Consider the following 22,789-nt stretch of genomic DNA (forward strand, 5'->3'; position numbering starts at 1 on the left):
ATTTTTCGTATTTTCTTTTAAACCTCAAATCTTATTAAATGAAGACAACTTTCGAATTTTCTGATAATGTAGTGGGAATCATTCTGGAGCAAAAAGTGGATCATGACAGACTAAAACAGATCCAGCAAATGCTTCAGGAGAAGATAGAAAAATACGATAAAATAAATGTATACCTGGAAGATCGGCATGACGATGGAATCACCTTAAAAGCCGTTTTTAAAGATCTGTTGTTCGAGATGCAACAAAAGAACTCCTTACACAAAATAGCGGTAGTTACAGATGCCAAATTTTTCAAACTTTTTACTGAGGTAAAGAAAATCTTGGTGGACGCCCAGGTAGAATCTTTTGATAAAGAGGAACGTATGAAGGCCATGAATTGGGTGATGCAATAAAATTAAAAAAGCTTTGGAGATTTAAAAATTGACTGTATATTTGCAGTCCAATATCGCGGGATAGAGCAGTAGGTAGCTCGTCGGGCTCATAACCCGAAGGTCACTGGTTCGAGTCCAGTTCCCGCTACTAAGAAAAAACCACCTTCAAAAGAGGTGGTTTTTTATTTATAGATTTTTCAAGTGCTTCGGGTTTTATCATGGTCTGAATTGGCAAGGACCAGGGATTAGCGTTTGGAACTGCTCACAACATCCCTATATATTTTCCATTCACCATCTACTTTTTTCCAGATAGAAGAATAGGTCCCGGAGTCTATAATTTGGTCTTCTTTATTTAGCAGCTCATATGTGCCAATTTCGTAACCGGTATTGCCCAATCTCTCTACTTCATTTGTTCTTGGTCTCACAGAAATTCCCTGTTCAATCATCATCTCATGGTGCTTTGCTATAGCCTCTCTACCTTGAATTGGGTCTAAACCTGGAAATTTCATCATAGCATCTTCAGTAAAATGAGTGGCTAACAATTTCGGATTTCCACTGGACATGGCCTGCCCCATCTCCTGTAAATTTTGTTGAATTGCTTTTTTTAGATCGTCAGATGTATCTGAGTTACTCGTCAATTCTATCATTTGCTTATTCAAAGCAGGAGGAGGAATAATTTCTCCGCTAAAGTTTACCTGGTCAAAATATTTCAGGAACCCAGCCTGCTTAGCAGCCTTCTCCAGCTGGTCAGAGCTTTTCTTGTCGGGAAATGTCCAGACCGCCATGAACTGGTAATCCATTCGTTCGCTGCCAGTATTGTTATTAACAGCAGTACCAAGAATATCTGCTCCAGCTCCCATCGCCCCCATTAGAACAGGTTTAATTTTATCTTCAAAAAATTGTGTTCGTTCCTGAGGGGCTAATTCATACCATGCTGGTTTGGCTTTCCATATTTCTGTCAGGATATAATTGTTTTCTGGCTTAGCACTATTCTGTGCACTAAGTAGTGAGACAAATAATAGAGCAGTGGATAAAGAAATCAACAGTTTTTTCATCTTTATTATTTTTTGGTTAGTTTAAACTAAAAGTAGAGCCAGGTAAAAGTTAAAAAAAATTTTTAAATAGCACAGTATCAGCAGAAAGCAATAGTATCTAGAGGTTGTTTTAAAGGTGGAGAGCAGTTAGCGTCTGGTAAGAAAAACGTTCTAAAAAGGTTGATTTAAAGAGCAATTGAAGTTATACACTCTAAAAGTTGGTTCAATATTTTCGAAATTCCCGCTAATAGAAGAAAAGGGCTTCAAAAAAAAGTCAAACCCTTCTCTTTTTGTTAAGTACAGGATAAATTTAGAATTCTAAAAAATCTTTAGACTATCGAACCAGGATCAAAATACTGCCGTAGATGATTACCCCCACACAGAAAGCGAAGAGATTGCTTTCCCTTTCTTTTGGCAACTCTTCCTTAAGGACATTCATAATAACGCCGCCAGCAAGAAATGAGAAGATAATGCCGATGTAAACTTCAGGAATACTTATATAAATAGAAGCCAACCAACCTAAAAAGACTGCAGCAACCAATATCCACCTGCCTTTCTTTTGATAGCTCTTGGAAAAATGATCCTCCAGGGAATGATCTGTAACTATGAAGTGAAAAGCCATGGCAATTGCATAAAGCAGGAAACTCTGCAGGGACTCTTCTTCCCGGTTTATTAAAAGGTAACCAATGATGGCATTGTAAACCGCAAAGGAAGAAACGTGGATCCAGAAGATCCCCAGGTTCTTCTTGGCCCCTTCGTCTGGTGTTCTCTGGGATTCCCAGGACTTTTTAGAGCGATTTTCGAGACCGTAGAAAAAGGTAAGTCCTATCAAAGAGAGAAGGAAAACTTCCATTTCTGAAATGCTCTCCCAGCCAATGATTTCCGATTCACTCACTTCATGTTGGATTTCGTTCAACTCCGGAAAAGCAGCCAAAAATATATAAGCTACCGAAATTCCTCCAGCCAGAGATAACCACTTGCTTCGCGGAATATTACTAAGTCTTAGTTTATTGGTGAAAATATGTGTGAGGCAAAGGATCACGACCGCAAAGAAGGAATATAGTACCATAGAGAAGTCTTTCTTTTCTAAGGTATAAAAACCTCAGTACTATTGTTTTAAAATTAATTTAAAAGAGCAGGATTTGCCTTTTCTTACGGCTTCTGGAGCAGATCTTTACTGTTAGGTTTCCTTCAAAAAATAATTTAAGGCAACCTCCAGGTGCATGTTTTTTTAACAGAACTATGATGTACATTTGATCATGATTATGCTGAAAAAGATTTTTATTCCGGCTCCTGTAGTTCTTCTGCTCCTCCTGCTGCTCTGGAACAGTAACGGCCTGTTGGCTGCTACTGTCGGTGGTCATTTCTTTTATACCGGTGATGAGGGAGAACAGCAGGAACTTGCTATTTCTTCAGTAGGAGAGCAGGTGGATGAAGTCTTTGATCCGATCATTCCTTTTAACAAGAACCTCGTTTTTCTTAAACACGGAAATACATCAAACGATTTTGAATTCTACATTCGTCTTCATACTAAGAGCTCGACTGGTTATATTCAACGCTCCCGAAATATTTCACCCGGCCTTGGGCTGAAGGAGGTGATATTTCCGTTTCACGTTTTTCTTTAAGTTTTTCTTTCAGTCGCCGAAAAGAGCCTTAACCGAGCTCTCCCTGTGTCGCCCCTGCGGGCAGACACGATGAATCAGCACCATAATTTTAAACTTAAAAAAATGAAACTAGATATTCTATTAGTAGACCTTGCCCTGGTGGCAGCAGTGGTTATACCTTATATTCTTTTTATCCTGCTTGGGAAAAAGGAGGGAAGGAAATTGAAAACGAGATTTTCAGAAGAAATGCAGAAACACGATCTATCCCTTAGTGAAGAGGACAGCTGGAACAACAGTATTGTGGGACTCGATAAAGTTAGAGCCATGATCCTTTTTGTTCAGAAAAGAAAAGTAGACTTTGCTGTTGAATTCATCGACCTAAAGGAAGTTCGCACCTGCGAGATTTATACAGAGATGCAAACCATATCAAGAGAGCAGGACTCAGAAGATATTCTTCAAAAATTGGGATTTCAGTTGAAATTGAACAACGGAGAGTTTAGGTTCATAGAACTTTACAATTGTGAAGAAAGTTATGCACAGGATTATGAGTTAAAACATGCCGAAAGATGGAAGAAGACAATCAATGATCTTATTAATGTTCGTTCAACCCTTAATTCTGCTGCTTAAATAAGATAAAGAAAAGAGATTTGCATAAAATCCCTTTTTTTTATCTCCTAAACTTCTCAAAACTAGATGATACTTGAAATTTTATGGCTTGTCGCCGGACTTTTATTGTTGATCAAAGGAGCAGACTGGCTGGTAGAGAATTCTTCAGCCTTTGCACGAAAAAAAAAGATCTCTGAACTTGCTATTGGTCTTACTATAGTGGCCTTTGGTACTTCGGCTCCGGAACTTGTAGTAAACGTGGTGGCGGCATATCAGGGGCATGAAGATATAGTCTTTGGAAATGTTATAGGTAGTAACAATTTTAACCTGCTCTTTATTTTAGGGGTGGCAGGACTTATCTCTCCTCTGCTGGTGCAGCAAACTACTGTATGGAAGGAGATCCCTATTTCCATTTTAGCCGCCGTGATTCTTTACTTTTTGGTCAATGACTTTTTTGTTGATCAGGAAAGCACGCTGGGCAGATGGGATGCCCTTATCTTAATTCTATTCTTTCTAATTTTTTTGTTTTACGTCTACAAACAGCTCAAGTCGGGAACTCCTACTGCCGAGGGGGGTGTTACATCATCTTCTAACTTGAAGATCTTCGGTTTTATAATCCTGGGTTTGGCAGGTTTGATCATTGGAGGTAGATTGGTAGTTGACAGTGCAATGGAAATTGCTGCTAATCTTGGGGTGAGCGAAAAAATTATTGGTCTAACAATAGTTGCAGCCGGTACTTCCCTTCCGGAGCTTGCGACTTCTGTGATCGCAGCTTTTAAGAAGAGCAACGACATCGCAGTAGGTAACATTGTGGGATCCAATATTTTCAACATCTTCTTTATTCTTGGGATAAGTTCCATGGTAAAGCCAATAGCTTATAATGTTGTCTTCAACGTCGATCTCTATCTCTTGTTTGGAGGTACAGCCCTTCTCTTTTTATTTATGTTCCTGGGCGGTAAAAGAAGGCTTGAGCGATGGGAAGCAGGAATACTACTTCTTATCTACATATCCTACACAACTTTTCTGGTACTAAAAGAGGTGTGACCTTAATTATGATAACAAAAAAAATTCCAATGCACTGGAAGATCCTTTTTGGGATGGCCCTTGGAGTGCTCACCGGTCTGGCTCTGTCTCAATTCTCCTGGGGACCCTCCCTGGTTCGGGACTGGATCAAACCTTTCGGTAACATTTTTATAAATGCCCTTAAACTTATTGCTGTTCCTCTTATTCTTGCTTCGCTAATTAAAGGGGTGTCTGATTTAAAGGATCTCACTAATCTTTCAAAAATGGGTTTCAGGACCGTCTTTACATTTATTCTTACCACAGTAACGGCGGTTTCCATTGGTTTGCTCCTGGTAAATCTAATTAAACCTGGTTCTTCTATTTCTGAAGAGACGAGAATGGATCTTTTATCGAGCTATCAAACCGAGGCTTCTTTAAATATTTCTAAGGCAGAGACTCAAAAAGAAGTAAGCCCGCTCCAGGGATTAGTTGAAATTGTTCCTGAAAACTTTCTAGGAGCTGCTGCCGATAATAGAAATATGCTTCAGGTAATCTTTTTTGCCATTATGGTGGGAGTAGGATTGATCCTTATTCCAGGTGGTGCAGCGAAACCAGTCAAAGATTTCTTTGATGGCTTTAATGAAGTGATCCTTAAGATGATCGATGTGATCATGATTACAGCACCAATAGGAGTATTTGCTCTTCTGGCAACTTTGGTGATTGATTCCCCCAAAATTGATCTTTTTGCAGCTTTAGGAATGTACGGCCTTACTGTGATAGTGGGTCTTATTATAATGATTGGCTTCTATGTCTTCATAGTTTTCCTGTTCACAAAAAGATCTCCGAAGTCTTTTATCTTAGGTATAGCCCCTGCACAATTGTTGGCTTTTTCGACCAGTTCAAGTGCTGCGACCCTTCCGGTTACTATGGAAAGGGTAACAGGTCATCTGGGTGTTTCTAAGGAAGTTGCAAGTTTTGTGCTGCCTGTGGGAGCGACGATCAATATGGATGGTACCAGCCTCTATCAGGCAGTGGCAGCTGTCTTCATTGCCCAGGCCTTCGGGATGGACCTTTCCCTGGGAACCCAGCTGGGCATCATTCTCACTGCAACTTTAGCTTCCATAGGATCGGCAGCCGTGCCGGGCGCCGGTATGGTAATGCTGGTAATCGTTCTTGCGCAGGCAGGCATTCCCGAAGCAGGATTAGCTTTGATCTTTGGAGTTGACCGCCCTCTCGATATGTGTAGAACCGTGGTGAATGTTTCGGGAGATGCAGCTGTTTCCACTATAGTGGCAAAGGTTGTAGTTGAGAAACCGGCCGCCACTCATTTAAGGAATATTCCAGTTTAATTTTCAGGAGGAAAGATCGAATTCATTTCCAGCTCACTGTATTTTAGACTTTGATCTTTCCAAAGGACCACCTTTCCTTCAGGATCTGTTGGAAACCCGGGATCAATATGTTTATCTATTACTACAGAATTTTGATTGGTGATCACCCAGAAAGATTTGATCTTTCCATCCTTGGTCTTCTTTAACCGGAGATATTGGTGCCATTTCTTTCGTTTGGAACTATATTCCAAATGAATGGCGACTTCCTCTTCTGTGAGCGCAATATCAAAAGCTGAAGGATTATGAGGTTTTAGAGTGCCAAGATCGAAGGTTTTCCCTTTTGAATCCTTTTCAGCCGTTGCCTGGGATTTAGAGTAGCTATAGGTGACTTTTCTTTGGAGCCTCAGATCCTCAATGGGATCTTTACCATTAAGCGTGATGAGTACTGTGGCTGCTGAATCCTGTAGCTTGGATATGGTGTTGGCTTGGGGATAACTAAATACTCCCCGGGACCTTAACTCTTCAGACAATTGTTGGTTTTTACTTTCGAGCAGCTTTATCTTTTCCAGCTGATCTTCCAGTGCTGCCTCTGTTTCCAGACTGGATTTTTTCATTCCCAAAAAGAACGATGCTGCTGCTAAACCTATCAAAACTATAGCCCATACGAGATCAGATTTCAATTTCATTGATGATGTACGAATTTTAATACAATATAGGTGATATAGGTCTGCGGGCCATGACCTGTAAAAGAAATTCTTCAAGGATGGAAGAGCTCCGTAATAAGTTCATTAAAGATGGTGGAGTATTGGTCGATCTCCTCTCCTGTATCAAATGCTTTTATTTTAACGGGGATTGGATCAACAAGATCAATCTGTACCTCTACAAAAAAGTGGTCTATAGAATAGAACTCGCGTTTTTCACCACCGCTATAAAAAGAATCCAGGTAAACACCAATATTTTTGAGGATTTCGCGCTGTTCTTGATCTGGCAGTCCTGAGAATTCTTCAATTGTGATCCGGTTCATTCCTAATGCAAATAAAATCAACAGATTAAAGGTAATAGGAAGAGAGGAAAGTTTGACAGGAAGAACTCATAAGATAATAATAAAAATAAACTCACTCTTCTTAAAATTTTAAAACCGGAACCGAATAAATTGTCTGAAAGTCAATCGAGTATGGCTGGCAGGCCAATCTTTGAATTTTTCTTTCACTTATAAAAGTGGCATTCATTTTGCATACTTTGGTGAAAAAGGATCTATGTCTAGGCAGGATATTTTGAAGCTCATTAAAAATTCCGAGGTTCGCTTGATTGGAATTTTTATTCTTGCAGCTGTGGCGGGGATTATTTTAATTCTTTCCCTTCAAAGGCTATTTGTCTTTTAGGAATTTTTTTAACTGAACCAGTCACTGTACATGACATAATTCGATGCAGTCTTTCTTATGTTCTTTATCTGTTCTTCTGAAATTTTCTTCATCTTCTTTGCCGGAACTCCTGCATAGATGTGCCCGGCTTCACAAATTGTCTTTTCCAGGACTACCGCACCTGCAGCTATGATGCAGCCTTTTTCTACTATCGCATCATCCATCACAATCGCACCCATTCCTATTAGCACATTATCTTCCACCGTACATCCATGAACAATGGCCCTGTGGCCTATGGAAACATCGTTCCCAATAGTAGTTGCTGCTTTTTTGTAGGTGCAATGGATTACTGCTCCGTCCTGAATATTAGTCCGATCCCCTATGCGAATGGAATTTACATCCCCTCTAACTACAGCGGTGAACCAGACCGAACAGTCTTTTCCCATTTTGACGTCGCCAACTATAGTGGCATTTTCAGCAATAAAACAATTTGGACCTATTTCAGGAGAGGTGTTTTCAACAGGTAGGATAAGTGGCATAATTAGTAGATCTTGTCATGTAAAAATACGAAAGAAGGAGAGCATCTTTAACCGTAGCGTTAAAAAAATCTTAGCTTTTGAGGTGTGGTTGATTGGGTAATCAAAAATCATTATCTTTTTCCTTTTATGCAATTGACCTAATATGGAAGGAATAGATCCTGAACACAACTATAATGTGGTACTTCGTTTGCCGGTAAAGGTAGACTATCAGGTACTGCAAGTTTATCTTCAAAAGAAATTGCTGGGAAAAATAATCAGCAAGGGTAAAGCCAATGGAGAAACTTTGGATCGTGCACGAATCCAGGGGATAAGTCTTGAACGTAGTACCTTGGACGATTTTGATCTTGCCGTCCATGTTCAGTTAAAGCTTCTAACCACTTTCTTTAAGAATAAAGTTATCAAACTGGTGGCACACCTTTCTTTGGCTTTTAATGAAGCAGACCAACAGGTTCATATAAGGCGATATAAATTAGATAGTGAAAATAATGGTTGGATAACAGACAAGTTGGTAGAGTCAATTGTAAATAACTTTATGTATTCAAAACTTAAGGAGAAGATGAAGTTTGATATACGCCCGGTGGTAATAGAAAAACTTGATAAGCTCAATCATAGGTTGACCGGGGGAATGGAAGTGGCCGACGGTATAAGTATAACAGGAAAATTAAAAGAGTTTCGTGTTGAAGAAATTATCCCGGGCCAGCGTACCTTACTTGTTGCTGTAAGCATTCTTGGGAACAACGTACTCAACATTAAGAAAATCGATATATAAAAAATTCCCATAGTGTCATTTTCTGAATACTATGGGAATATATAAGTAAGAAGAATATTCAATATCAGGACTGAGGCTGATCCTCTTGCCGGTTGTTATCAATAATATTCTTTCTTATCTCGTCGTGCTTGTTCATGATATCCTCATGCTCGCTTTTCATGGTGCTGTGTTCATCCATCATTGTGCTGTGGACATCCTTCATTTTCGAGATTTGCGCTTTCATCTCTTCACTGCTCAGGTTGCCGAAATTGTTTCTAAGATCCTGATGCCCTTGCATGAGCTCCTCATGACCGGCAAGGATCCCTTCATGTTTCTTGATGATCACCTCATTCTGCGCCATGTGCTCAAAATAGGTCGAATCAGAAACCTGCATGGTGTCCAATTGCTGCATTAGGTCCTGGTGGTTTTGTTTCATTCTCTCATGTGTAGACCGAAACTCTGTATGAGCCTGTTGAAGGCTGTCATTCTGCGACATTAATTGATCAAACTCTGCAGAAAGATTTTCCTTTTCGTTATCACCACATGAAGTCAAAAGACCAATGGTGATAACTAAGATCATAAATTTTTTCATTATTTTTTGGTTTTGAAAGTTATTACCATCAAAAATACAAAAGAAGGTTCCTATTACTTATAATTCTCTGTTAAAAGGAGGTTCGTCGAAATGGGAAGGATTGATTAGCTTGCTTAAAACCTATTAAATATTCTCTTCTTCCCACTCAAATATTTCTTCAATAGGCTTTTGAAACAATTGAGAAATCTTAAAGGCCAGTGGTAAACTTGGATCGAATTTCCCTTTTTCAATAGCATTGACGGTTTGGCGGGAAACATACAGCTTATCTGCCAACTGTGCCTGTGTCAAATTAAATTTTGTTCTGAGATCTTTGATATTGTTTTTCATCTGTACCTTAGATTTCCAACAATAGTTCCGGTGAGGTAGGTAAGACCAATGATGATCACCAAATGTGAGATCTCAGCGTCAAAAGAGATGAGGTTCCATACATCCAGCATGGAATAACTAAGGCCCGCCACCACTGCTATTCCCAGTGTTATCGCCATGGCTTCGAGCTGTATCTTTCGCTGTAGTTCATCCAGGTCGTTCAGATGTTTTTTATTAGCCAGTATCATCCCGATTCCTGCCAGGAAGTTGACCAGAATACCAACCAGGTTGAGAGTATCATTATTGTCCCAGAGAAATTTAGGTCCAAAGGCAATCAGAGCCATGGTTAGAACCCATGCCATTGTCCAATAGAATAAAAGAAGGTTGTTCCTTTTCTGTGTAGTGCATCTGCTTAGTTTTGATTTTTCCATGATGATGTAAAGTTTATTTGACAAATATAGACAAATATTTACAATTGTAAAATAAACTTTACATTTGGCAGTGAAAGGTTTTTCTGTTTTTGACAAGTTTGACCCCCGGAATTAGGAAAGACCTGTATTTGAGAATATCTTTGCAAAAAAGAAGTTATGGCGCATAAGGCTGGTTTTGTAAATATTATAGGTAATCCCAACGTTGGTAAATCTACGCTCATGAACGCGTTTGTGGGTGAGAAATTGAGCATCATCACCTCCAAGGCTCAAACAACGCGTCACCGGATACTGGGAATTGTCAATGGTGATGATTTCCAGGTCATACTAAGTGATACACCCGGTATTATCAAACCTGCCTACCAGCTTCAGGAGTCAATGATGGATTTTGTGAAATCTGCTTTTGAAGATGCCGATGTTCTGGTCTACATGGTGGAAATAGGAGAACAGGAGTTAAAGGATGAGGCTTTTTTCAATAAGATCATCAATTCTGAAATCCCCGTATTGCTCTTGCTGAACAAGATCGATAAATCTAATCAGGAACAACTTGAGGAACAGGTGCAACTTTGGCAGGAGAAAGTGCCGAATGCCGAAATTTTTCCGGTTTCGGCTCTTGAAGGGTTCAATGTTCCGCAGGTATTTGGCAGAATCGTAGAACTGCTACCAGATTCCCCGCCTTTTTATCCTAAAGATACCCTCACGGATAAGCCGGAACGCTTTTTCGTGAACGAGATCATTCGTGAAAAGATCCTGATGCATTATAAAAAAGAAATCCCTTACAGCGTTGAAATTGATACCGAAGAATTCTTTGAGGAAGAGGAGATCATTCGTATGAGAAGTGTTATCATGGTGGAAAGGGAAACTCAAAAGGGGATCATCATTGGCCACAAAGGTACCGCACTTAAAAGAGTAGGGGTAGAGGCCCGTAAGGATCTTGAGAAATTCTTCGGAAAACAGGTTCACCTGGAGCTTTATGTAAAAGTAAATAAGAACTGGCGCAGCGACGTGAAACAACTAAAGCGTTTCGGGTATACAGGGGACAAACGCTAGGCCAATCAGGAACCTTATTTAAGAAAGAATCTGCATTTACCGCTGCAGTTTTCATTTTCCAAATGTTTTTCAGAACTTTTTCGTCTGTTATTACTGAAAATTAGACAGATATATGTATGCTGCAATTGTTTTAAATCACCTAATTTTGCAGCCCTTAAGAATAAAATTATTATGAGCAGTATAGTAGCCATTGTAGGTAGACCTAACGTTGGAAAATCCACCTTTTTCAATAGATTGATCCAGCGCCGTGAAGCCATCGTTGATTCGGTAAGTGGTGTGACCCGCGACCGGCATTACGGAAAGACCGACTGGAATGGCCGCAATTTTTCTGTTATCGACACAGGAGGCTATGTCATAGGAAGTGATGATGTTTTTGAAGCCGAGATCGATAAACAGGTAGAACTTGCTATTGGTGAGGCCGATGCCATCATCTTTATGGTAGATGTAGAAACAGGCGTTACTCCCATGGATGAAGACGTGGCTCAATTACTCCGGAAGGTGAACAAGCCTGTTTTTCTTGCCGTGAATAAGGTTGACAATGCCAAGCGTTTGGAAAATGCAGTGGAATTTTACTCTCTCGGTCTGGGAGAATATTTTCCTATTGCCAGTACCAACGGAAGTGGAACAGGTGAACTACTTGATGCTTTGGTCGATGCTTTACCCGAAGATACCCGCGAAGAAGAAGCCGAACTTCCACGTTTTGCAGTGGTAGGTCGTCCTAACGCCGGGAAATCTTCCTTCATCAATGCCCTTATAGGAGAAGATAGATACATAGTAACTGATATTGCAGGAACAACACGCGATTCCATCGACACCAGATATAATCGCTTTGGATTTGAATTCAACCTCGTAGACACGGCAGGGATAAGGCGTAAATCCAAGGTAAAGGAAGATCTCGAATTCTACTCGGTTATGAGGTCTGTCCGCGCCATTGAACACTGTGATGTATGCCTCATCGTTATGGATGCTACCCGTGGATTTGACGGACAGGTTCAGAATATTTTCTGGCTTGCCCAGCGCAACCGCAAGGGAATCGTAATCCTTGTGAACAAATGGGATCTGGTCGATAAGGAGACCAATACCATGAAGGAGTATGAGGCGCAGATTCGCAGGGAGATGGAACCATTCACAGATGTGCCCATAGTCTTTATGTCTGTGCTCACTAAACAAAGGATCTTTAAAGCTATTGAAACGGCTGTAGAAGTATATAATAACCGAAGCAAAAAGATCAAGACCAGCGAACTGAATGAGGTGATGTTGCCTATTATTAAATCCTATCCGCCGCCTGCTTATAAAGGAAAGTATGTAAAGATAAAATTCTGTATGCAGCTGCCAACTCCACAACCCCAGTTTGCTTTTTTTTGTAATCTTCCTCAGTATGTAAAAGACCCTTACAAGCGTTACCTGGAGAACAAATTAAGAGAAGAATTTAATTTTACAGGAGTACCCGTTTCGGTCTACTTTAGAAAAAAATAGAAGAGAGGTGTAACTTTTGACCTTTTTAGGAGTCCAATGAGTGCTGTTACCTTTAGTAGCAGCATTTTTATTTTTAAAGACCTCCCAATAAATGAAGAAAATTCTATTTCTCTGCCTGTTCCTTTCTGTGACCGGAACATGGGCCCAGCAATTCAGCATTTCAGGAAAAGTTGTAGATGCAGAAACCCGGCTTCCGCTAGAATCGGCAACGCTTTTTGTAGAAAAAGTGAAAGACAGCAGCCTGGTAGCTTATACTATTTCAAACAATGCGGGAGACTTTATGATCGAGGGCTCCGGAAAAATGGATAGCCTAAGGCTGGTGAGTTCTTATAATGGGTATATGCCACTCTCACGATTCATACAACTAGATAAGCAGAATATTGATCTTGGTCAATTATTAATGGAAGTTGCAAGTAATGAACTGGGAGAAGTAACTGTGGTTGCAGAAAGAGCCCCGGTAACCGTGAAGAGGGATACGCTGGAATTCAATGCGGCTTCCTTTAATACCAGACAGGACGCAAACCTTGAGGAATTGATGAAAAAACTTCCCGGGGTGGAAGTGGATGCGCAGGGTAATATAACTGTGAATGGGAAACCTGTCTCCAGGATCCTTGTTAACGGAAAGGAATTCTTCGGAAATGATCCCAAGATCGCCACTAAAAACCTTCCGAAGGAAATAATTGACAAGATCCAGGTGGTAGATACCAAAACAAAATCCGAAGAATTTACCGGAAAGGCAGGAGATCCCGATAACAAGACGATCAATGTCACCATTAAGGAAGACAAGAATAAAGGTTATTTCGCCCGCTTCACGGCCGGTGGCGGTACAGATGAACGTTATGAACTAAGCGGTATTGCCAATTATTTCAAGGATGATTTAAGGGTAAGTGCCCTGGCAAGCTCGAACAATATCAATAGCTCCGGCTTTAGCATGGATGAGGTCTTCGATATGATGCGCGGTCGTTCAAGAAGTATCATGATTAGAAGTAATGGAACTTTTGCCGTGAATGGAATGAACTTTGGATCTGACCAGGGAATAACGAAGAGCGAAACTGCAGGGCTAAACTTCACGAACGAATGGGATAAGAAATTAGAACTTACCGGCGACTATTTCTTTGTCAAAAGTGATACAGAAACAGCTAGTGTAGTGGAAAGGGAGACTTTTTTGCCAGACCGCACCTTTTATACAGATATAATTTCTGATGCCAATATTGTAAACGAAAATCATCGCGCCAACCTGAATTTTGAAATAGAGCTGGATACGATGACCAGGATCGAGATCCGCCCTTCAATAAGCATTAGCGACGGATTCGCCCATAGAAGCAGTGCTTCCGAAAGAATGGACAACAACCGGGAACTGGTAACGAATACCGAAGACAGGGAAGATATCTATAATAAAGACTTCAACAACAGGATAAGTGTCACCAGGAAATTTGGCAGCCGCGGGGCTTATCTGGAAGCTTCTTTTGAAAATTCAAATCAGCTTCGGGAAAGTGAAAATTTCTTTTATTCCGAACTTTTTGACACCGAAGGCGGTGAGCTTGTGGAAACCAGGATTCAGGACCAGTTCATAGACGAGGAAAATAATACAGATGAATATGAAGCCGGAGTAACTCAGCGTTCTGTGCTTGCCGATAAGCTGTTTTTGGACCTGTCTTATGACTTTAGCACCCAAAGTATGAACAGCACCAGAAGTGTGTTTGAATTTGATGAGCAGACGGGACAATATACTCAGTTCAATAATCTTCTTTCAAATGATTTTGAGGTCAAAAGTTTCAAGCATATTCCTAATGCAGGTATCAGCTTTGAAGGAAAGAAGCTGCGTGCAGGTTTGGATATGGGGCTATTAAATACTACCCTTGAAAACCGGAATTTCCTTGCAGACGTGGATTTTAAGAACAATTATAACAACCTTTATCTAAGGTCAAACGTTCGCTACGAGTTAGCCCGTGGAAAGTCACTTTACATCAATTACCGCAATGACACCGAAATTCCTTCCATAAGAGAACTGCAACCGGTCCCTAATCTCACAAATCCGCTGAACATTGTGATTGGGAATCCAAAACTGGATCCGACATTTACCCATCAGGTTTATTTGGGGTACCAGAATTTCGATTTTGCTACGCGTAGCGGGATGAGTATTTATGCATCAACTACAGTGTATGAAGATCAGGTGGTGCCATACAGCATTACCAATGAGGATCTTGTTACGACTACAACCTTCAGGAATCTTGACGGCGGAATTTCAGGTTATGCCGGTGTTTCCTACAGTAAAAGACACAAAAAGGAAGAACAGGAGTTTAGCTACAGGCTTGGGTTGTACGGGAATTATAACCGACAGATAGGTTTCAGCAATGGTTTTAGATATAATGCCGATCGCTTCGGAATAAACCCGTCATTGAGATTAGGATACAATTACAACGATTTGGTGGAGATCAATCCACGTTATGAAGTGAGTTACAACCTTTCCAAATATGATATCAATTTTGGAAGAGAGGAGGAGTACACCAATCACACAATTGCTTTGGAAGCTACCACCTACTGGCCCAAAAATGTGGTTTTTGGGAATGATATTTCTTTTATTTCCTTTGGAAATGTCGCTCCCGGTTTTGATCCCACGTCCCTTCTTTGGAACATGAGCCTAGGATATAAATTCTTGGGAGATGATGCTACCCTTAAGGTAAAGGTTTATGATCTGTTGGACGAAAACGTCAGCACCCGAAGAGTCATAGGAGAAGATTACGTGCAGGATACTCAGGAGTTGATCCTGGAGCAGTACTTTATGGTGAGTTTCACCTATAAACTCAGCAGGTTTGGAGGAAAAGATCCAAACAAAGGAAGAGGTAGAGGTGGAATTTTCATGTTTTAGAGAATAAAGTACCGTCAAACAACAAGACCTCCCAAAAATGGCATTTTTGAGAGGTCTTGTTGTGTAAGGAATAATCCATTGGCGCGGATTTTCCATTCGTGCGGTGCAAATAAATATTTCGCCCCTACAGGGCTCTAATACATAGGAATTATTGACCCGGGGTTGAAACCCCGGGCTATTGAGGTGTCGCCCCTCTGGGGCTATTTTTTCATCATATATTTTACCCCCGGAATAAATTCCGGGGCTACCGGGAATGTTGTCCCACTGGGCCTTTCCCGAATTTATTTTCCCCAGGTATAATCCATCGGCGCGGATTTGCCATCTGGGTTGTGGATTGTATTTCGCCCCTATAGGGCTCCGATACATTGGGATTATTTGACCCGGGGTTGAAACCCCGGGCTATTGAGGTGTCGCCCCTCTGGGGCTATAATTTTCAATATCTAATTTTACCCTGAATAAATTCCGGGGCTACCGACGTGTTGCCCCGCTGGGCCCTTCCCGAATTCATTTTCCCCATGAATAATCCATCGGCGCGGATTTCTGGGTTGTGTGGATTGTATTTCGCCCCTACAGGGCTAAAATAAATTGTGATTATTTGACCCGGGGTTAAAACCCCGGGCTATTGAGGTGTCGCCTCTCTGGGGCTATAATTTTCGATATCTAATTCCGGGGCTACCAACATGTTGCACCGCTGGGGCAATAATAAAAAAATGAGATATAATCCTCCTCCTCTGAAGCTTGCGAAGATCGATGATCGCAAAGCGAAATTTTAACGTCTAAGGTCTACAGACAATCGACTAAAGACTACCGTCTACCCTACCATCCCCCGCCGGCGCCACCGCCGCCAAAGCCGCCGCCACCGAAGCCTCCGCCAAAGCCACCGCCTCCGCCGAAGCCACCTCCACCTCCAAAGCTGCCGCCGCCACCGAATCCGCCGCGACCAAGGCTGCTTAGAATTAGAACGTCGAGAAGACCACCGCCACGACGGAATCCGCCACGGCCGCCACCTCTTTTGTTTCGGGAGCTAAGGATAAAAAGAAAAACAATAAAAATTATTGCCAGAACTATAAACCTGGGAGGAGCCCCTCCGCCCGAGGTGGGTCTGGAGCCCTGGTAGGTCCCGTTGAGGACCTGAAAAATGGCTGTCGTGCCTGCATCGAGACCTTGGTAATAACTGCCATTTCGGAACTCGGGAAGGATGATATTATGGACTATTTGGTGGGAGAGTGCATCGGTAAGGTAAGGCTCTATTCCATATCCAGTTTGGATCTGGATAAGGCGGTCCCCTTCAGAAAGAAGGATAAAAATACCGTTGTCTTCTTTTTCCTGTCCCACTCCCCATTCATGTGCCCATTCAGTAGCATAGGTTGCGATTTCTTCTCCTTGCAAAGACTCTATAGTAGCAATTACAATTTGTGTAGAAGTGGTATCGGCATAATTGATCAGCTTTCTTTCCAGCGCCTGCTCTTCCTGAGAGGTGAGCACATCGGCCTCATCATAGACACTGGTCTCCAAAGAATGTTTTGGCGGAATATCCCTTTGCGCGATGGCTGTAAAGCCAAGGCATAGAAAAAGCATTGAAAAAAGAGAATTCCGAAGTGAGTTGTTCATTATTTGGATATTTTATCCGAAAGTTCATTGACATCACCTTCGCTCCAGGGAAAATGTTCCTGTAATTCCTTACCGGCCTTAAGTATGCCTTCAACAAGCCCCGCCTTAAATTCGCCTTTTTTGAATCTCGAGGCAATGACATCTTTTGTGGTTTCCCAGAAGTCTTTTGGTACTACCTTGTTGATGCCTTTGTCTCCATAGATCACGAACTGCCGGTCATCAATAGCCACGTAGATAAGCACCCCGTTATCTTCTTTGGTGTTGTCCATTTTTAGAAGGTGAAAAACCTCCATGGCACGATCCCAGATATTGCCTTTGCTCGTCTTCTCAATATGCACCCGAATTTCTCCCGAGGTATGACTTTCGGCCTTTCTAATGGCTGCGACCACTTCGGCTTCCTCTTCTTCGGTAAGAAATTCTTCTATTTTTGACATTTTCGAGGCTTTTAAAAATCGAATTCTACATCAGGCGCGGTCTCTGCTCCCGGATCTGACTCGAAGAGAGGCATTTCATCAAAGCCATACATTCCCACGATCACATTGTTCGGAAATTTTCTAATGTAAGTGTTGTACTCTCTTACCTGCTCATTGAACCTGTTCCTTTCCACGTTGATCCTGTTCTCTGTACCTTCCAGCTGGGATTGCAACTGCTGAAAATTCTGAGTTGCCTTGAGTTCGGGATATCTTTCTACCGTCACCAACAGGCGCGATAATGCCGATGAAACCTGACCCTGAGCCTGCTGGAATTGTTGCAGTTGTTCCTGGGTAAGGTTGTCTGCATCTACATTCACTGAAGTTGCCTGTGCACGGGCTTCGATCACATCAGTCAACGTACCACGTTCAAAATCGGCCGCTCCCCGCACTGTATTGACGAGATTAGGGATAAGGTCGCTTCGCCGTTGGTAAGCACTTTCTACCTGTGACCAGGCAGTTTCAGCATTTTCCTGCTTCACAACAGCATTGTTATATTTTCCGACGAAAAGTAAATAAATACCTAAAAGTATGGCCCCAATGATCAATACGGGGACGAGCCATTTTTTCATGTTATAGTTCTTTTTTTAGATTGATTAGTGTTGATTTTATATTCTCCAACTTTCGGATGATCTCAAAGTTAGACAATGTTTTCCGGCTTTTCTCCTCCTTTAAGTGGATTTTTGCACCTTCAAGCGTAAAGCCTCTCTCCTTGACCAGGTGATAGATCAATTCGAGATTTTTTATATCATCCCGGGTAAATTTTCTATTGCCTTTGGCGTTCTTCTTCGGCTTAATGACATCAAATTCCTTCTCCCAAAATCTAATAAGCGAGGTATTGACGTTAAAAGCCTCAGCGACTTCCCCAATTGAATAATAGAGTTTATCGGGCAGGTCTACGTGCATTAATCCAGGGATTGGTTTTCAAGCTGTGCCTGTTCGAGGATCTCATCGTATTCAGATGGAGAAAGATGTCCGTAATAGAAATTGATTGGGTTGATCTTTTCTTCATCCTTAAAGATCTCGTAATGCAAATGTGGTGCCTGGGAACGACCGGTACTTCCTACAAAACCTATGAGATCTCCACGTTGTACTTTTTGTCCTCTTCTTACATTGTACTTGTATAAGTGTGCATACAGGCTCACGTAACCATAACCATGATCGATGCGAATATGATTTCCATAGCCGCTGGAACGGTTATCTGCCCGTTCTACCACCCCGTCACCGGTTGCATATACCGGGGTGCCGCGAGGAGCAGTGAAGTCCATACCATAGTGGAACTTTCTTACTTTGGTAAAGGGATCTGTTCTCCATCCATAACCCGAAGCCATTCTTCGAAGATTTTCATTTTTTACAGGCATAATAGCGGGAATAGAAGCTAGTAGATTTTCCTTGTCATTAGCCAGTTCTACAATCTCATCAAGAGAACGCGATTGCACTACCAGTCTTTTGGTAAGCATGTCGAGCTTCTTATGGCTATCTATAATAAGTTTGGAGTTGTCAAAACCTTCCAGATCCTTATAGCGGTTTATACCTCCAAATCCTGCAAGCCGCTGCTCTTCGGGAATTGGATTGGCCTCAAAGTAAAGACGGTAGATGTTATTATCGCGGTCTTCGACATTTGCCAGAACCTGTTCTACCTGCTCCATTTTTCTATTGAGAAGGTTGTACTGCAACTTCATGTTCGCTAGCTCCCTCGAAAGAGCTTTTTCCTTAGGAGTCTCGAGTTGCGGAATGTTGAGGTAAATGACCAGAAGTACGAAGCCTGCCAAAAAGGCTCCGAGTACACTAAGAGCAGCAATTCCAAGGCGGCGGCCCTTCTTGCGCTCGATTTTTTTGTATGAAAGCGTCTCGCTGTCGTAATAATATTTAACCTTAGACATAAGTTAAATTATTCTATTTTTGCGTTACTTAAAATGTTGCAAAAACAGTGCAACAATCAGCTTGAGAAACGAACAAATATAAAAATTGTTTTCCCGAAAGCATAATATAAAATTTTAGCCTTCATGAAATCCCAGGAGATACGTTCTAAATTCCTCGAATTTTTCCAAAGTAAATCCCACAGCATAGTGCCATCTGCGCCTATGGTGGTGAAAGATGATCCTACCTTGATGTTCACCAACGCCGGGATGAACCAGTTCAAGGAGTACTTCCTGGGCAACGGAACTCCCAAGAGCCGGCGTATTGCCGATACCCAGAAATGTTTGCGGGTAAGTGGCAAGCATAATGACCTGGAAGAGGTAGGGAAGGATACCTATCACCACACCATGTTCGAAATGCTTGGCAACTGGAGTTTTGGTGATTATTTCAAGAAAGAAGCCATTACCTGGGCCTGGGAATTACTTACAGAAGTTTACAAATTGAACAAAGAAGATCTGTTCGTTTCCGTTTTTGAAGGGAACGAGGAGGAAGATCTTCCTTTAGATAATGAAGCTCTTGATCTTTGGAAGCAGATAGTTGCTGAAGATCGTATCATCTACGGAAATAAGAAGGACAATTTCTGGGAAATGGGAGATCAGGGGCCTTGTGGACCTTCTTCTGAAATTCATATTGATTTAAGATCGGCTGAAGAAAAAGCAAAAACTCCGGGAAGAGATCTTGTAAATAACGATCACCCGCTTGTGGTAGAGATCTGGAATCTGGTTTTCATTCAGTTTAATAGAAAAGCCGATGGTGCCCTGGAAAAACTTCCTGAAAAGCACGTGGATACGGGAATGGGCTTTGAGCGCTTGTGTATGGCGCTGCAGGGAGTGAAATCGAATTATGATACAGATGTTTTTACGCCACTCATCAGGAAGATCAGTGAGATCACTAATTCTGAATATGGCAAGAACGAAGAGACCGATATTGCGATCCGGGTAATTGCCGATCACGTTCGCGCCGTATCCTTTGCCATTGCCGATGGGCAGCTGCCCGGCAGCGGCGGAGCAGGATATGTGATCCGCAGGATCTTGAGAAGGGCGATTCGATATGGATTTACCTTCCTGAATCAAAAAGAAGCCTTTGTTTGTAAGCTGGTGGAAACCCTGGCAGATCAAATGGGAGAAGCTTTTCCAGAGTTACGATCTCAGCAGAACCTCATAACTAATGTGATAAGAGAGGAGGAAAATTCCTTTTTACGCACCCTTGATCAGGGACTAGTTTTGCTGGACCAGATCATGCAGGAGAGCAAAGACAAGAATGTATCGGGTAAGAAAGCCTTTGAGCTATACGATACTTATGGATTTCCAATTGACCTTACAGCACTTATTTTAAGCGAGAAAGGATACTCGTTGGATCAAAAAGGTTTTGAGGCAGAGCTTCAAAAGCAGAAAGATCGTTCCAGAAACGCATCAAAAGTGACTTCGGGAGACTGGCAGGTGCTGAAGGAGGCAGATACTGAAGGATTTGTAGGTTATGACAGCCTTGAAGCTGACGTGGAGATCCTGCGGTACCGAAAAGTAGAGTCAAAAAAAGAAGGAGAATTATACCAGCTGGTTTTCAGCAGAACTCCATTCTATCCTGAAGGCGGAGGCCAGGTAGGGGACACGGGAACTCTGGAGTCAAAGAATGGAGCTGTAATCTATATTTTAGACACCCGTAAAGAGAACAACCTTATCATCCATCTTGCGAAAGAACTTCCCGAAGATCTTTCCGGCACCTTCACGGCAAAGGTCAATGCTGCACAACGTGCACGGACTGCTGCAAACCATAGTGCAACACATTTGTTGCACCAGGCCTTGAGAGAAATTCTCGGGAATCATGTGGAGCAGAAAGGGTCAATGGTGCAGAGCGATTATTTGCGATTTGATTTTTCACACTTCAGCAAAGTAACTCCTGAAGAATTGCAGCAGATCGAGGATTTCGTCAACAAAAGGATTGCAGAAAAATTGCCTTTGATCGATAACAGAGAAATGAGCTATCAGGAAGCTATAAATGACGGTGCAATTGCCCTTTTTGGAGAGAAATACGGAGACAAAGTTCGCGCCGTTCGCTTTGGAAAATCTATGGAGCTTTGCGGGGGAACTCATGTTGGAAACACTTCAGATATCTGGCATTTTAAGATCCTTTCAGAAGGTGCGGTAGCATCGGGAATCCGAAGGATAGAAGCGATCACAAACGAAGCTGCAAAAGAATATTTTACAGATCAGACGAAAACATTCAGCGAATTAAAGGCGGTGCTTAAAAACGCACAGGATCCTGTAAAAGCTGTAGTGAATTTGCAGGAAGAAAATGCAGAACTAAAGAAACAGGTCGAGACTCTGCTTCGCGATAAGGCTAAGATCCTAAAAGGAGACCTGAAAAGTCAGATCCAGGAGATCAACGGAGTGAATTTCTTAGCTCAGCAGTTAGACCTGGATATGGGCGGGATCAAGGATCTTTCCTTCCAATTAGGTGACGAGCTGGACAACCTGTTCCTGCTTTTTGGAACAAAACAGGACGAAAAGGCTATGCTTTCCTGTTACATTTCGAAGAATCTGGTAGAGGAAAAAGGACTAAACGCAGGAAAAGTAGTAAAAGAACTTGGCCGCTACATCCAGGGCGGCGGCGGCGGACAACCTTTCTACGCTACTGCCGGAGGGAAAAATCCCGCAGGATTAAATGAGGCTTTGGAAAAAGCGGAGGAGTTTGTAAAATAAAGGATCGAGGCAACCCTTTCAGGAGTCCAAACCCTGAAAGGGTTCTAAAAGAATTCATCGGTTTCTAGGACCCTCTGAGTTTTCTTTAGAACAGAGGCTGTAAGCCTCATAACTCTTAGCCCGGAGCACAGCTCCGGGCCCTTTTTCAATCGGGTTCTATCAGCCTGTAAGGTTGAAACAACCAGGCTCTCCAGGTTTCCAGCCTTACAGGCTGGTCTTGAGTCGGATTATTTTTTCCCGGGCGTTGCCCAGGGCTAATTCTTTGGAGCCTTTCAGGCTCATTCATATGTTGAAGGAAATTAAATCGGGAATTTCGTATTTCCAGTTCCATTAACCCTTTAAGGGTTCCAAACCTGAAAGGGTTCTAAAAGAATCCATCGGTTTCTAGGACCCCTGTGAGTTTTCTTTAGAACAGAGGCTGTAAACCTCATAACTCTTAGCCCGGAGCTGTGCTCCGGGCCCTTTTTCAATCGGGTTCTATCAGCCTGTAAGGTTGAAATTAATCAGGTTCTTCCATGTTTCCAGCCTTACAGGCTGGTCTAGAGTCGGATTATTTTTCCCCGGGCGTTGCCCGGGGCTAATTCGTTGGAGCCTTTCCGGCTCAAGAAAATGTTGGAGTAGATTTAAATGTGTAATTTCGTGTTTCTAATCTGCAAGATCTTTTTTGTACTAGTAGGTTCAGTAATAGCAATCTTATCAACCCTTTCAGATACTATGATTAAATCCTAATGTGACTCTCCTTTTTTCCTCTTGATTTTTTAACTTTGTACTAAAG

At 41.9% G+C, this 22,789-nt stretch carries 23 protein-coding genes and 1 tRNA gene; 11 read left to right on the plus strand and 13 right to left on the minus strand.

The genetic code is table 11. The features are described 5' to 3' along the window. Positions 1 to 38 precede the first annotated feature (38 nt). Positions 39 to 392, plus strand: a complete 354-nt coding sequence (locus tag VR862_RS06055; protein ID WP_324720069.1) for a SpoIIAA family protein — start codon at positions 39 to 41, stop codon at positions 390 to 392. 54 nt (positions 393 to 446) lie between these two features. After that, positions 447 to 519: transfer RNA gene (locus tag VR862_RS06060), tRNA-Met, on the plus strand. Positions 520 to 616: 97 nt separating this feature from the next. Here the strand turns inward: VR862_RS06060 and VR862_RS06065 are convergent. Together VR862_RS06065 and VR862_RS06070 are read right to left on the minus strand one after the other, a co-directional pair. Continuing rightward, positions 617 to 1,426, minus strand: a complete 810-nt coding sequence (locus VR862_RS06065) for a DUF6616 family protein (protein ID WP_324720070.1) — start codon at positions 1,424 to 1,426, stop codon at positions 617 to 619. 313 nt (positions 1,427 to 1,739) lie between these two features. Next, positions 1,740 to 2,474 carry a hypothetical protein gene (locus VR862_RS06070; protein WP_324720071.1) on the minus strand — a complete coding sequence of 245 codons (735 nt, stop codon included), beginning with the start codon at positions 2,472 to 2,474 and terminating at the stop codon, positions 1,740 to 1,742. A 196-nt stretch (positions 2,475 to 2,670) separates the two neighbouring features. Here VR862_RS06070 and VR862_RS06075 point away from each other — a divergent pair, with 196 nt between their 5' ends. The 4 genes from VR862_RS06075 (at position 2,671) to VR862_RS06090 (ending at position 5,966) form a co-directional block, all read left to right on the plus strand. Next, positions 2,671 to 3,030 (plus strand): hypothetical protein, encoded by a 360-nt coding sequence (locus tag VR862_RS06075; RefSeq protein ID WP_324720072.1) that lies wholly within the window; start codon positions 2,671 to 2,673, stop codon positions 3,028 to 3,030. Between the two features lie 102 nt (positions 3,031 to 3,132). Then, entirely contained in the window at positions 3,133 to 3,636 is a 504-nt protein-coding gene (locus VR862_RS06080; protein WP_324720073.1) for a hypothetical protein, read from the plus strand. 66 nt (positions 3,637 to 3,702) lie between these two features. Beyond that, complete coding sequence (locus VR862_RS06085) at positions 3,703 to 4,659, plus strand: calcium/sodium antiporter (RefSeq protein WP_324720074.1); 957 nt, start codon at positions 3,703 to 3,705, stop codon at positions 4,657 to 4,659. Positions 4,660 to 4,688: 29 nt separating this feature from the next. After that, on the plus strand, positions 4,689 to 5,966 hold the full coding sequence (locus tag VR862_RS06090) for a dicarboxylate/amino acid:cation symporter (RefSeq protein ID WP_324720075.1): 1,278 nt from the start codon (positions 4,689 to 4,691) through the stop codon (positions 5,964 to 5,966). Here VR862_RS06090 and VR862_RS06095 read toward each other — a convergent pair. From VR862_RS06095 to VR862_RS06105, 3 genes are all read right to left on the minus strand, one after another. Continuing rightward, entirely contained in the window at positions 5,963 to 6,631 is a 669-nt protein-coding gene (locus VR862_RS06095) for a hypothetical protein (RefSeq protein WP_324720076.1), read from the minus strand. The two genes, VR862_RS06090 and VR862_RS06095, sit on opposite strands and share 4 nt — an antisense overlap. Before the next feature lie 71 nt (positions 6,632 to 6,702). Beyond that, entirely contained in the window at positions 6,703 to 6,969 is a 267-nt protein-coding gene (locus tag VR862_RS06100) for a hypothetical protein (RefSeq protein WP_324720077.1), read from the minus strand. A gap of 366 nt (positions 6,970 to 7,335) precedes the next feature. Then, a complete protein-coding gene (locus VR862_RS06105; protein WP_324720078.1) occupies positions 7,336 to 7,845 on the minus strand; it encodes a gamma carbonic anhydrase family protein in 510 nt (169 codons plus the stop codon). Between the two features lie 142 nt (positions 7,846 to 7,987). On the opposite strand from VR862_RS06105, the gene VR862_RS06110 reads away from it, so the two are divergent. Next, on the plus strand, positions 7,988 to 8,614 hold the full coding sequence (locus tag VR862_RS06110; RefSeq protein ID WP_324720079.1) for a DUF4403 family protein: 627 nt from the start codon (positions 7,988 to 7,990) through the stop codon (positions 8,612 to 8,614). 64 nt (positions 8,615 to 8,678) lie between these two features. Here VR862_RS06110 and VR862_RS06115 read toward each other — a convergent pair whose 3' ends face one another. The 3 genes from VR862_RS06115 to VR862_RS06125 all read right to left on the minus strand — a co-directional run bounded on the left by VR862_RS06115 (position 8,679) and on the right by VR862_RS06125 (position 9,853). Then, a complete protein-coding gene (locus VR862_RS06115) occupies positions 8,679 to 9,185 on the minus strand; it encodes a hypothetical protein (protein ID WP_324720080.1) in 507 nt (168 codons plus the stop codon). A gap of 123 nt (positions 9,186 to 9,308) precedes the next feature. Next, positions 9,309 to 9,512 carry a helix-turn-helix transcriptional regulator gene (locus tag VR862_RS06120; RefSeq protein WP_324720081.1) on the minus strand — a complete coding sequence of 68 codons (204 nt, stop codon included), beginning with the start codon at positions 9,510 to 9,512 and terminating at the stop codon, positions 9,309 to 9,311. Then, positions 9,509 to 9,853, minus strand: coding sequence for a hypothetical protein (locus VR862_RS06125; RefSeq protein ID WP_324720082.1), 345 nt, complete (start codon positions 9,851 to 9,853; stop codon positions 9,509 to 9,511). Before VR862_RS06125 ends, VR862_RS06120 begins: the two co-directional genes overlap by 4 nt. Positions 9,854 to 10,078: 225 nt before the next feature. Between VR862_RS06125 and era the strand changes: the two genes are divergently transcribed. From era to VR862_RS06140, 3 genes are all read left to right on the plus strand, one after another. Next, on the plus strand, positions 10,079 to 10,969 hold the full coding sequence (gene era / locus VR862_RS06130; RefSeq protein WP_324720083.1) for a GTPase Era: 891 nt from the start codon (positions 10,079 to 10,081) through the stop codon (positions 10,967 to 10,969). A gap of 171 nt (positions 10,970 to 11,140) precedes the next feature. Continuing rightward, positions 11,141 to 12,445 carry a ribosome biogenesis GTPase Der gene (der, locus tag VR862_RS06135; protein ID WP_324720084.1) on the plus strand — a complete coding sequence of 435 codons (1,305 nt, stop codon included), beginning with the start codon at positions 11,141 to 11,143 and terminating at the stop codon, positions 12,443 to 12,445. Positions 12,446 to 12,536: 91 nt separating this feature from the next. Continuing rightward, complete coding sequence (locus tag VR862_RS06140; RefSeq protein ID WP_324720085.1) at positions 12,537 to 15,314, plus strand: outer membrane beta-barrel protein; 2,778 nt, start codon at positions 12,537 to 12,539, stop codon at positions 15,312 to 15,314. 816 nt (positions 15,315 to 16,130) lie between these two features. Here the strand turns inward: VR862_RS06140 and VR862_RS06145 are convergent. Genes VR862_RS06145 through VR862_RS06165 form a run of 5 tightly spaced genes read right to left on the minus strand, consistent with a single transcriptional unit; the run spans position 16,131 to position 19,278 of the window. After that, the gene (locus VR862_RS06145; protein ID WP_324720086.1) at positions 16,131 to 16,925 is read right to left on the minus strand and encodes a TPM domain-containing protein; all 795 of its coding nucleotides are present in this window, start codon (positions 16,923 to 16,925) and stop codon (positions 16,131 to 16,133) included. After that, on the minus strand, positions 16,925 to 17,359 hold the full coding sequence (locus VR862_RS06150; protein ID WP_324720087.1) for a TPM domain-containing protein: 435 nt from the start codon (positions 17,357 to 17,359) through the stop codon (positions 16,925 to 16,927). The genes VR862_RS06145 and VR862_RS06150 overlap by 1 nt, the downstream gene beginning before the upstream one ends. Before the next feature lie 11 nt (positions 17,360 to 17,370). Then, entirely contained in the window at positions 17,371 to 17,967 is a 597-nt protein-coding gene (locus VR862_RS06155) for a LemA family protein (protein WP_324720088.1), read from the minus strand. A gap of 1 nt (position 17,968) precedes the next feature. Continuing rightward, the gene (locus tag VR862_RS06160) at positions 17,969 to 18,301 is read right to left on the minus strand and encodes a MerR family transcriptional regulator (RefSeq protein ID WP_324720089.1); all 333 of its coding nucleotides are present in this window, start codon (positions 18,299 to 18,301) and stop codon (positions 17,969 to 17,971) included. Beyond that, on the minus strand, positions 18,301 to 19,278 hold the full coding sequence (locus VR862_RS06165; RefSeq protein ID WP_324720090.1) for a M23 family metallopeptidase: 978 nt from the start codon (positions 19,276 to 19,278) through the stop codon (positions 18,301 to 18,303). The genes VR862_RS06160 and VR862_RS06165 overlap by 1 nt, the downstream gene beginning before the upstream one ends. 123 nt (positions 19,279 to 19,401) lie before the next feature. Between VR862_RS06165 and alaS the strand changes: the two genes are divergently transcribed. Further along, a complete protein-coding gene (alaS, locus tag VR862_RS06170) occupies positions 19,402 to 22,014 on the plus strand; it encodes an alanine--tRNA ligase (protein WP_324720091.1) in 2,613 nt (870 codons plus the stop codon). Positions 22,015 to 22,789 lie beyond the last annotated feature (775 nt).

The organism is Salinimicrobium aquimaris (genome assembly GCF_035607535.1).
In the GTDB taxonomy this organism is placed as follows: Bacteria; Bacteroidota; Bacteroidia; order Flavobacteriales; family Flavobacteriaceae; genus Salinimicrobium.

Bases quoted from the DNA above. Each gene is read 5' to 3' on its own strand.
- VR862_RS06070 (WP_324720071.1), bottom strand. From the start codon at position 2,474: ATGGTACTATATTCCTTCTTTGCGGTCGTGATCCTTTGCCTCACACAT.
- VR862_RS06120 (WP_324720081.1), bottom strand. From the start codon at position 9,512: ATGAAAAACAATATCAAAGATCTCAGAACAAAATTTAATTTGACACAG.
- VR862_RS06055 (WP_324720069.1), top strand. From the start codon at position 39: ATGAAGACAACTTTCGAATTTTCTGATAATGTAGTGGGAATCATTCTG.
- VR862_RS06140 (WP_324720085.1), top strand. From the start codon at position 12,537: ATGAAGAAAATTCTATTTCTCTGCCTGTTCCTTTCTGTGACCGGAACA.
- VR862_RS06090 (WP_324720075.1), top strand. From the start codon at position 4,689: ATGCACTGGAAGATCCTTTTTGGGATGGCCCTTGGAGTGCTCACCGGT.
- VR862_RS06115 (WP_324720080.1), bottom strand. From the start codon at position 9,185: ATGAAAAAATTTATGATCTTAGTTATCACCATTGGTCTTTTGACTTCA.
- VR862_RS06155 (WP_324720088.1), bottom strand. From the start codon at position 17,967: ATGAAAAAATGGCTCGTCCCCGTATTGATCATTGGGGCCATACTTTTA.
- VR862_RS06150 (WP_324720087.1), bottom strand. From the start codon at position 17,359: ATGTCAAAAATAGAAGAATTTCTTACCGAAGAAGAGGAAGCCGAAGTG.
- alaS (WP_324720091.1), top strand. From the start codon at position 19,402: ATGAAATCCCAGGAGATACGTTCTAAATTCCTCGAATTTTTCCAAAGT.
- der (WP_324720084.1), top strand. From the start codon at position 11,141: ATGAGCAGTATAGTAGCCATTGTAGGTAGACCTAACGTTGGAAAATCC.
- VR862_RS06065 (WP_324720070.1), bottom strand. From the start codon at position 1,426: ATGAAAAAACTGTTGATTTCTTTATCCACTGCTCTATTATTTGTCTCA.
- VR862_RS06080 (WP_324720073.1), top strand. From the start codon at position 3,133: ATGAAACTAGATATTCTATTAGTAGACCTTGCCCTGGTGGCAGCAGTG.
- VR862_RS06165 (WP_324720090.1), bottom strand. From the start codon at position 19,278: ATGTCTAAGGTTAAATATTATTACGACAGCGAGACGCTTTCATACAAA.
- VR862_RS06160 (WP_324720089.1), bottom strand. From the start codon at position 18,301: ATGCACGTAGACCTGCCCGATAAACTCTATTATTCAATTGGGGAAGTC.
- era (WP_324720083.1), top strand. From the start codon at position 10,079: ATGGCGCATAAGGCTGGTTTTGTAAATATTATAGGTAATCCCAACGTT.
- VR862_RS06075 (WP_324720072.1), top strand. From the start codon at position 2,671: ATGCTGAAAAAGATTTTTATTCCGGCTCCTGTAGTTCTTCTGCTCCTC.
- VR862_RS06125 (WP_324720082.1), bottom strand. From the start codon at position 9,853: ATGGCATGGGTTCTAACCATGGCTCTGATTGCCTTTGGACCTAAATTT.
- VR862_RS06095 (WP_324720076.1), bottom strand. From the start codon at position 6,631: ATGAAATTGAAATCTGATCTCGTATGGGCTATAGTTTTGATAGGTTTA.
- VR862_RS06105 (WP_324720078.1), bottom strand. From the start codon at position 7,845: ATGCCACTTATCCTACCTGTTGAAAACACCTCTCCTGAAATAGGTCCA.
- VR862_RS06100 (WP_324720077.1), bottom strand. From the start codon at position 6,969: ATGAACCGGATCACAATTGAAGAATTCTCAGGACTGCCAGATCAAGAA.
- VR862_RS06110 (WP_324720079.1), top strand. From the start codon at position 7,988: ATGGAAGGAATAGATCCTGAACACAACTATAATGTGGTACTTCGTTTG.
- VR862_RS06085 (WP_324720074.1), top strand. From the start codon at position 3,703: ATGATACTTGAAATTTTATGGCTTGTCGCCGGACTTTTATTGTTGATC.
- VR862_RS06145 (WP_324720086.1), bottom strand. From the start codon at position 16,925: ATGAACAACTCACTTCGGAATTCTCTTTTTTCAATGCTTTTTCTATGC.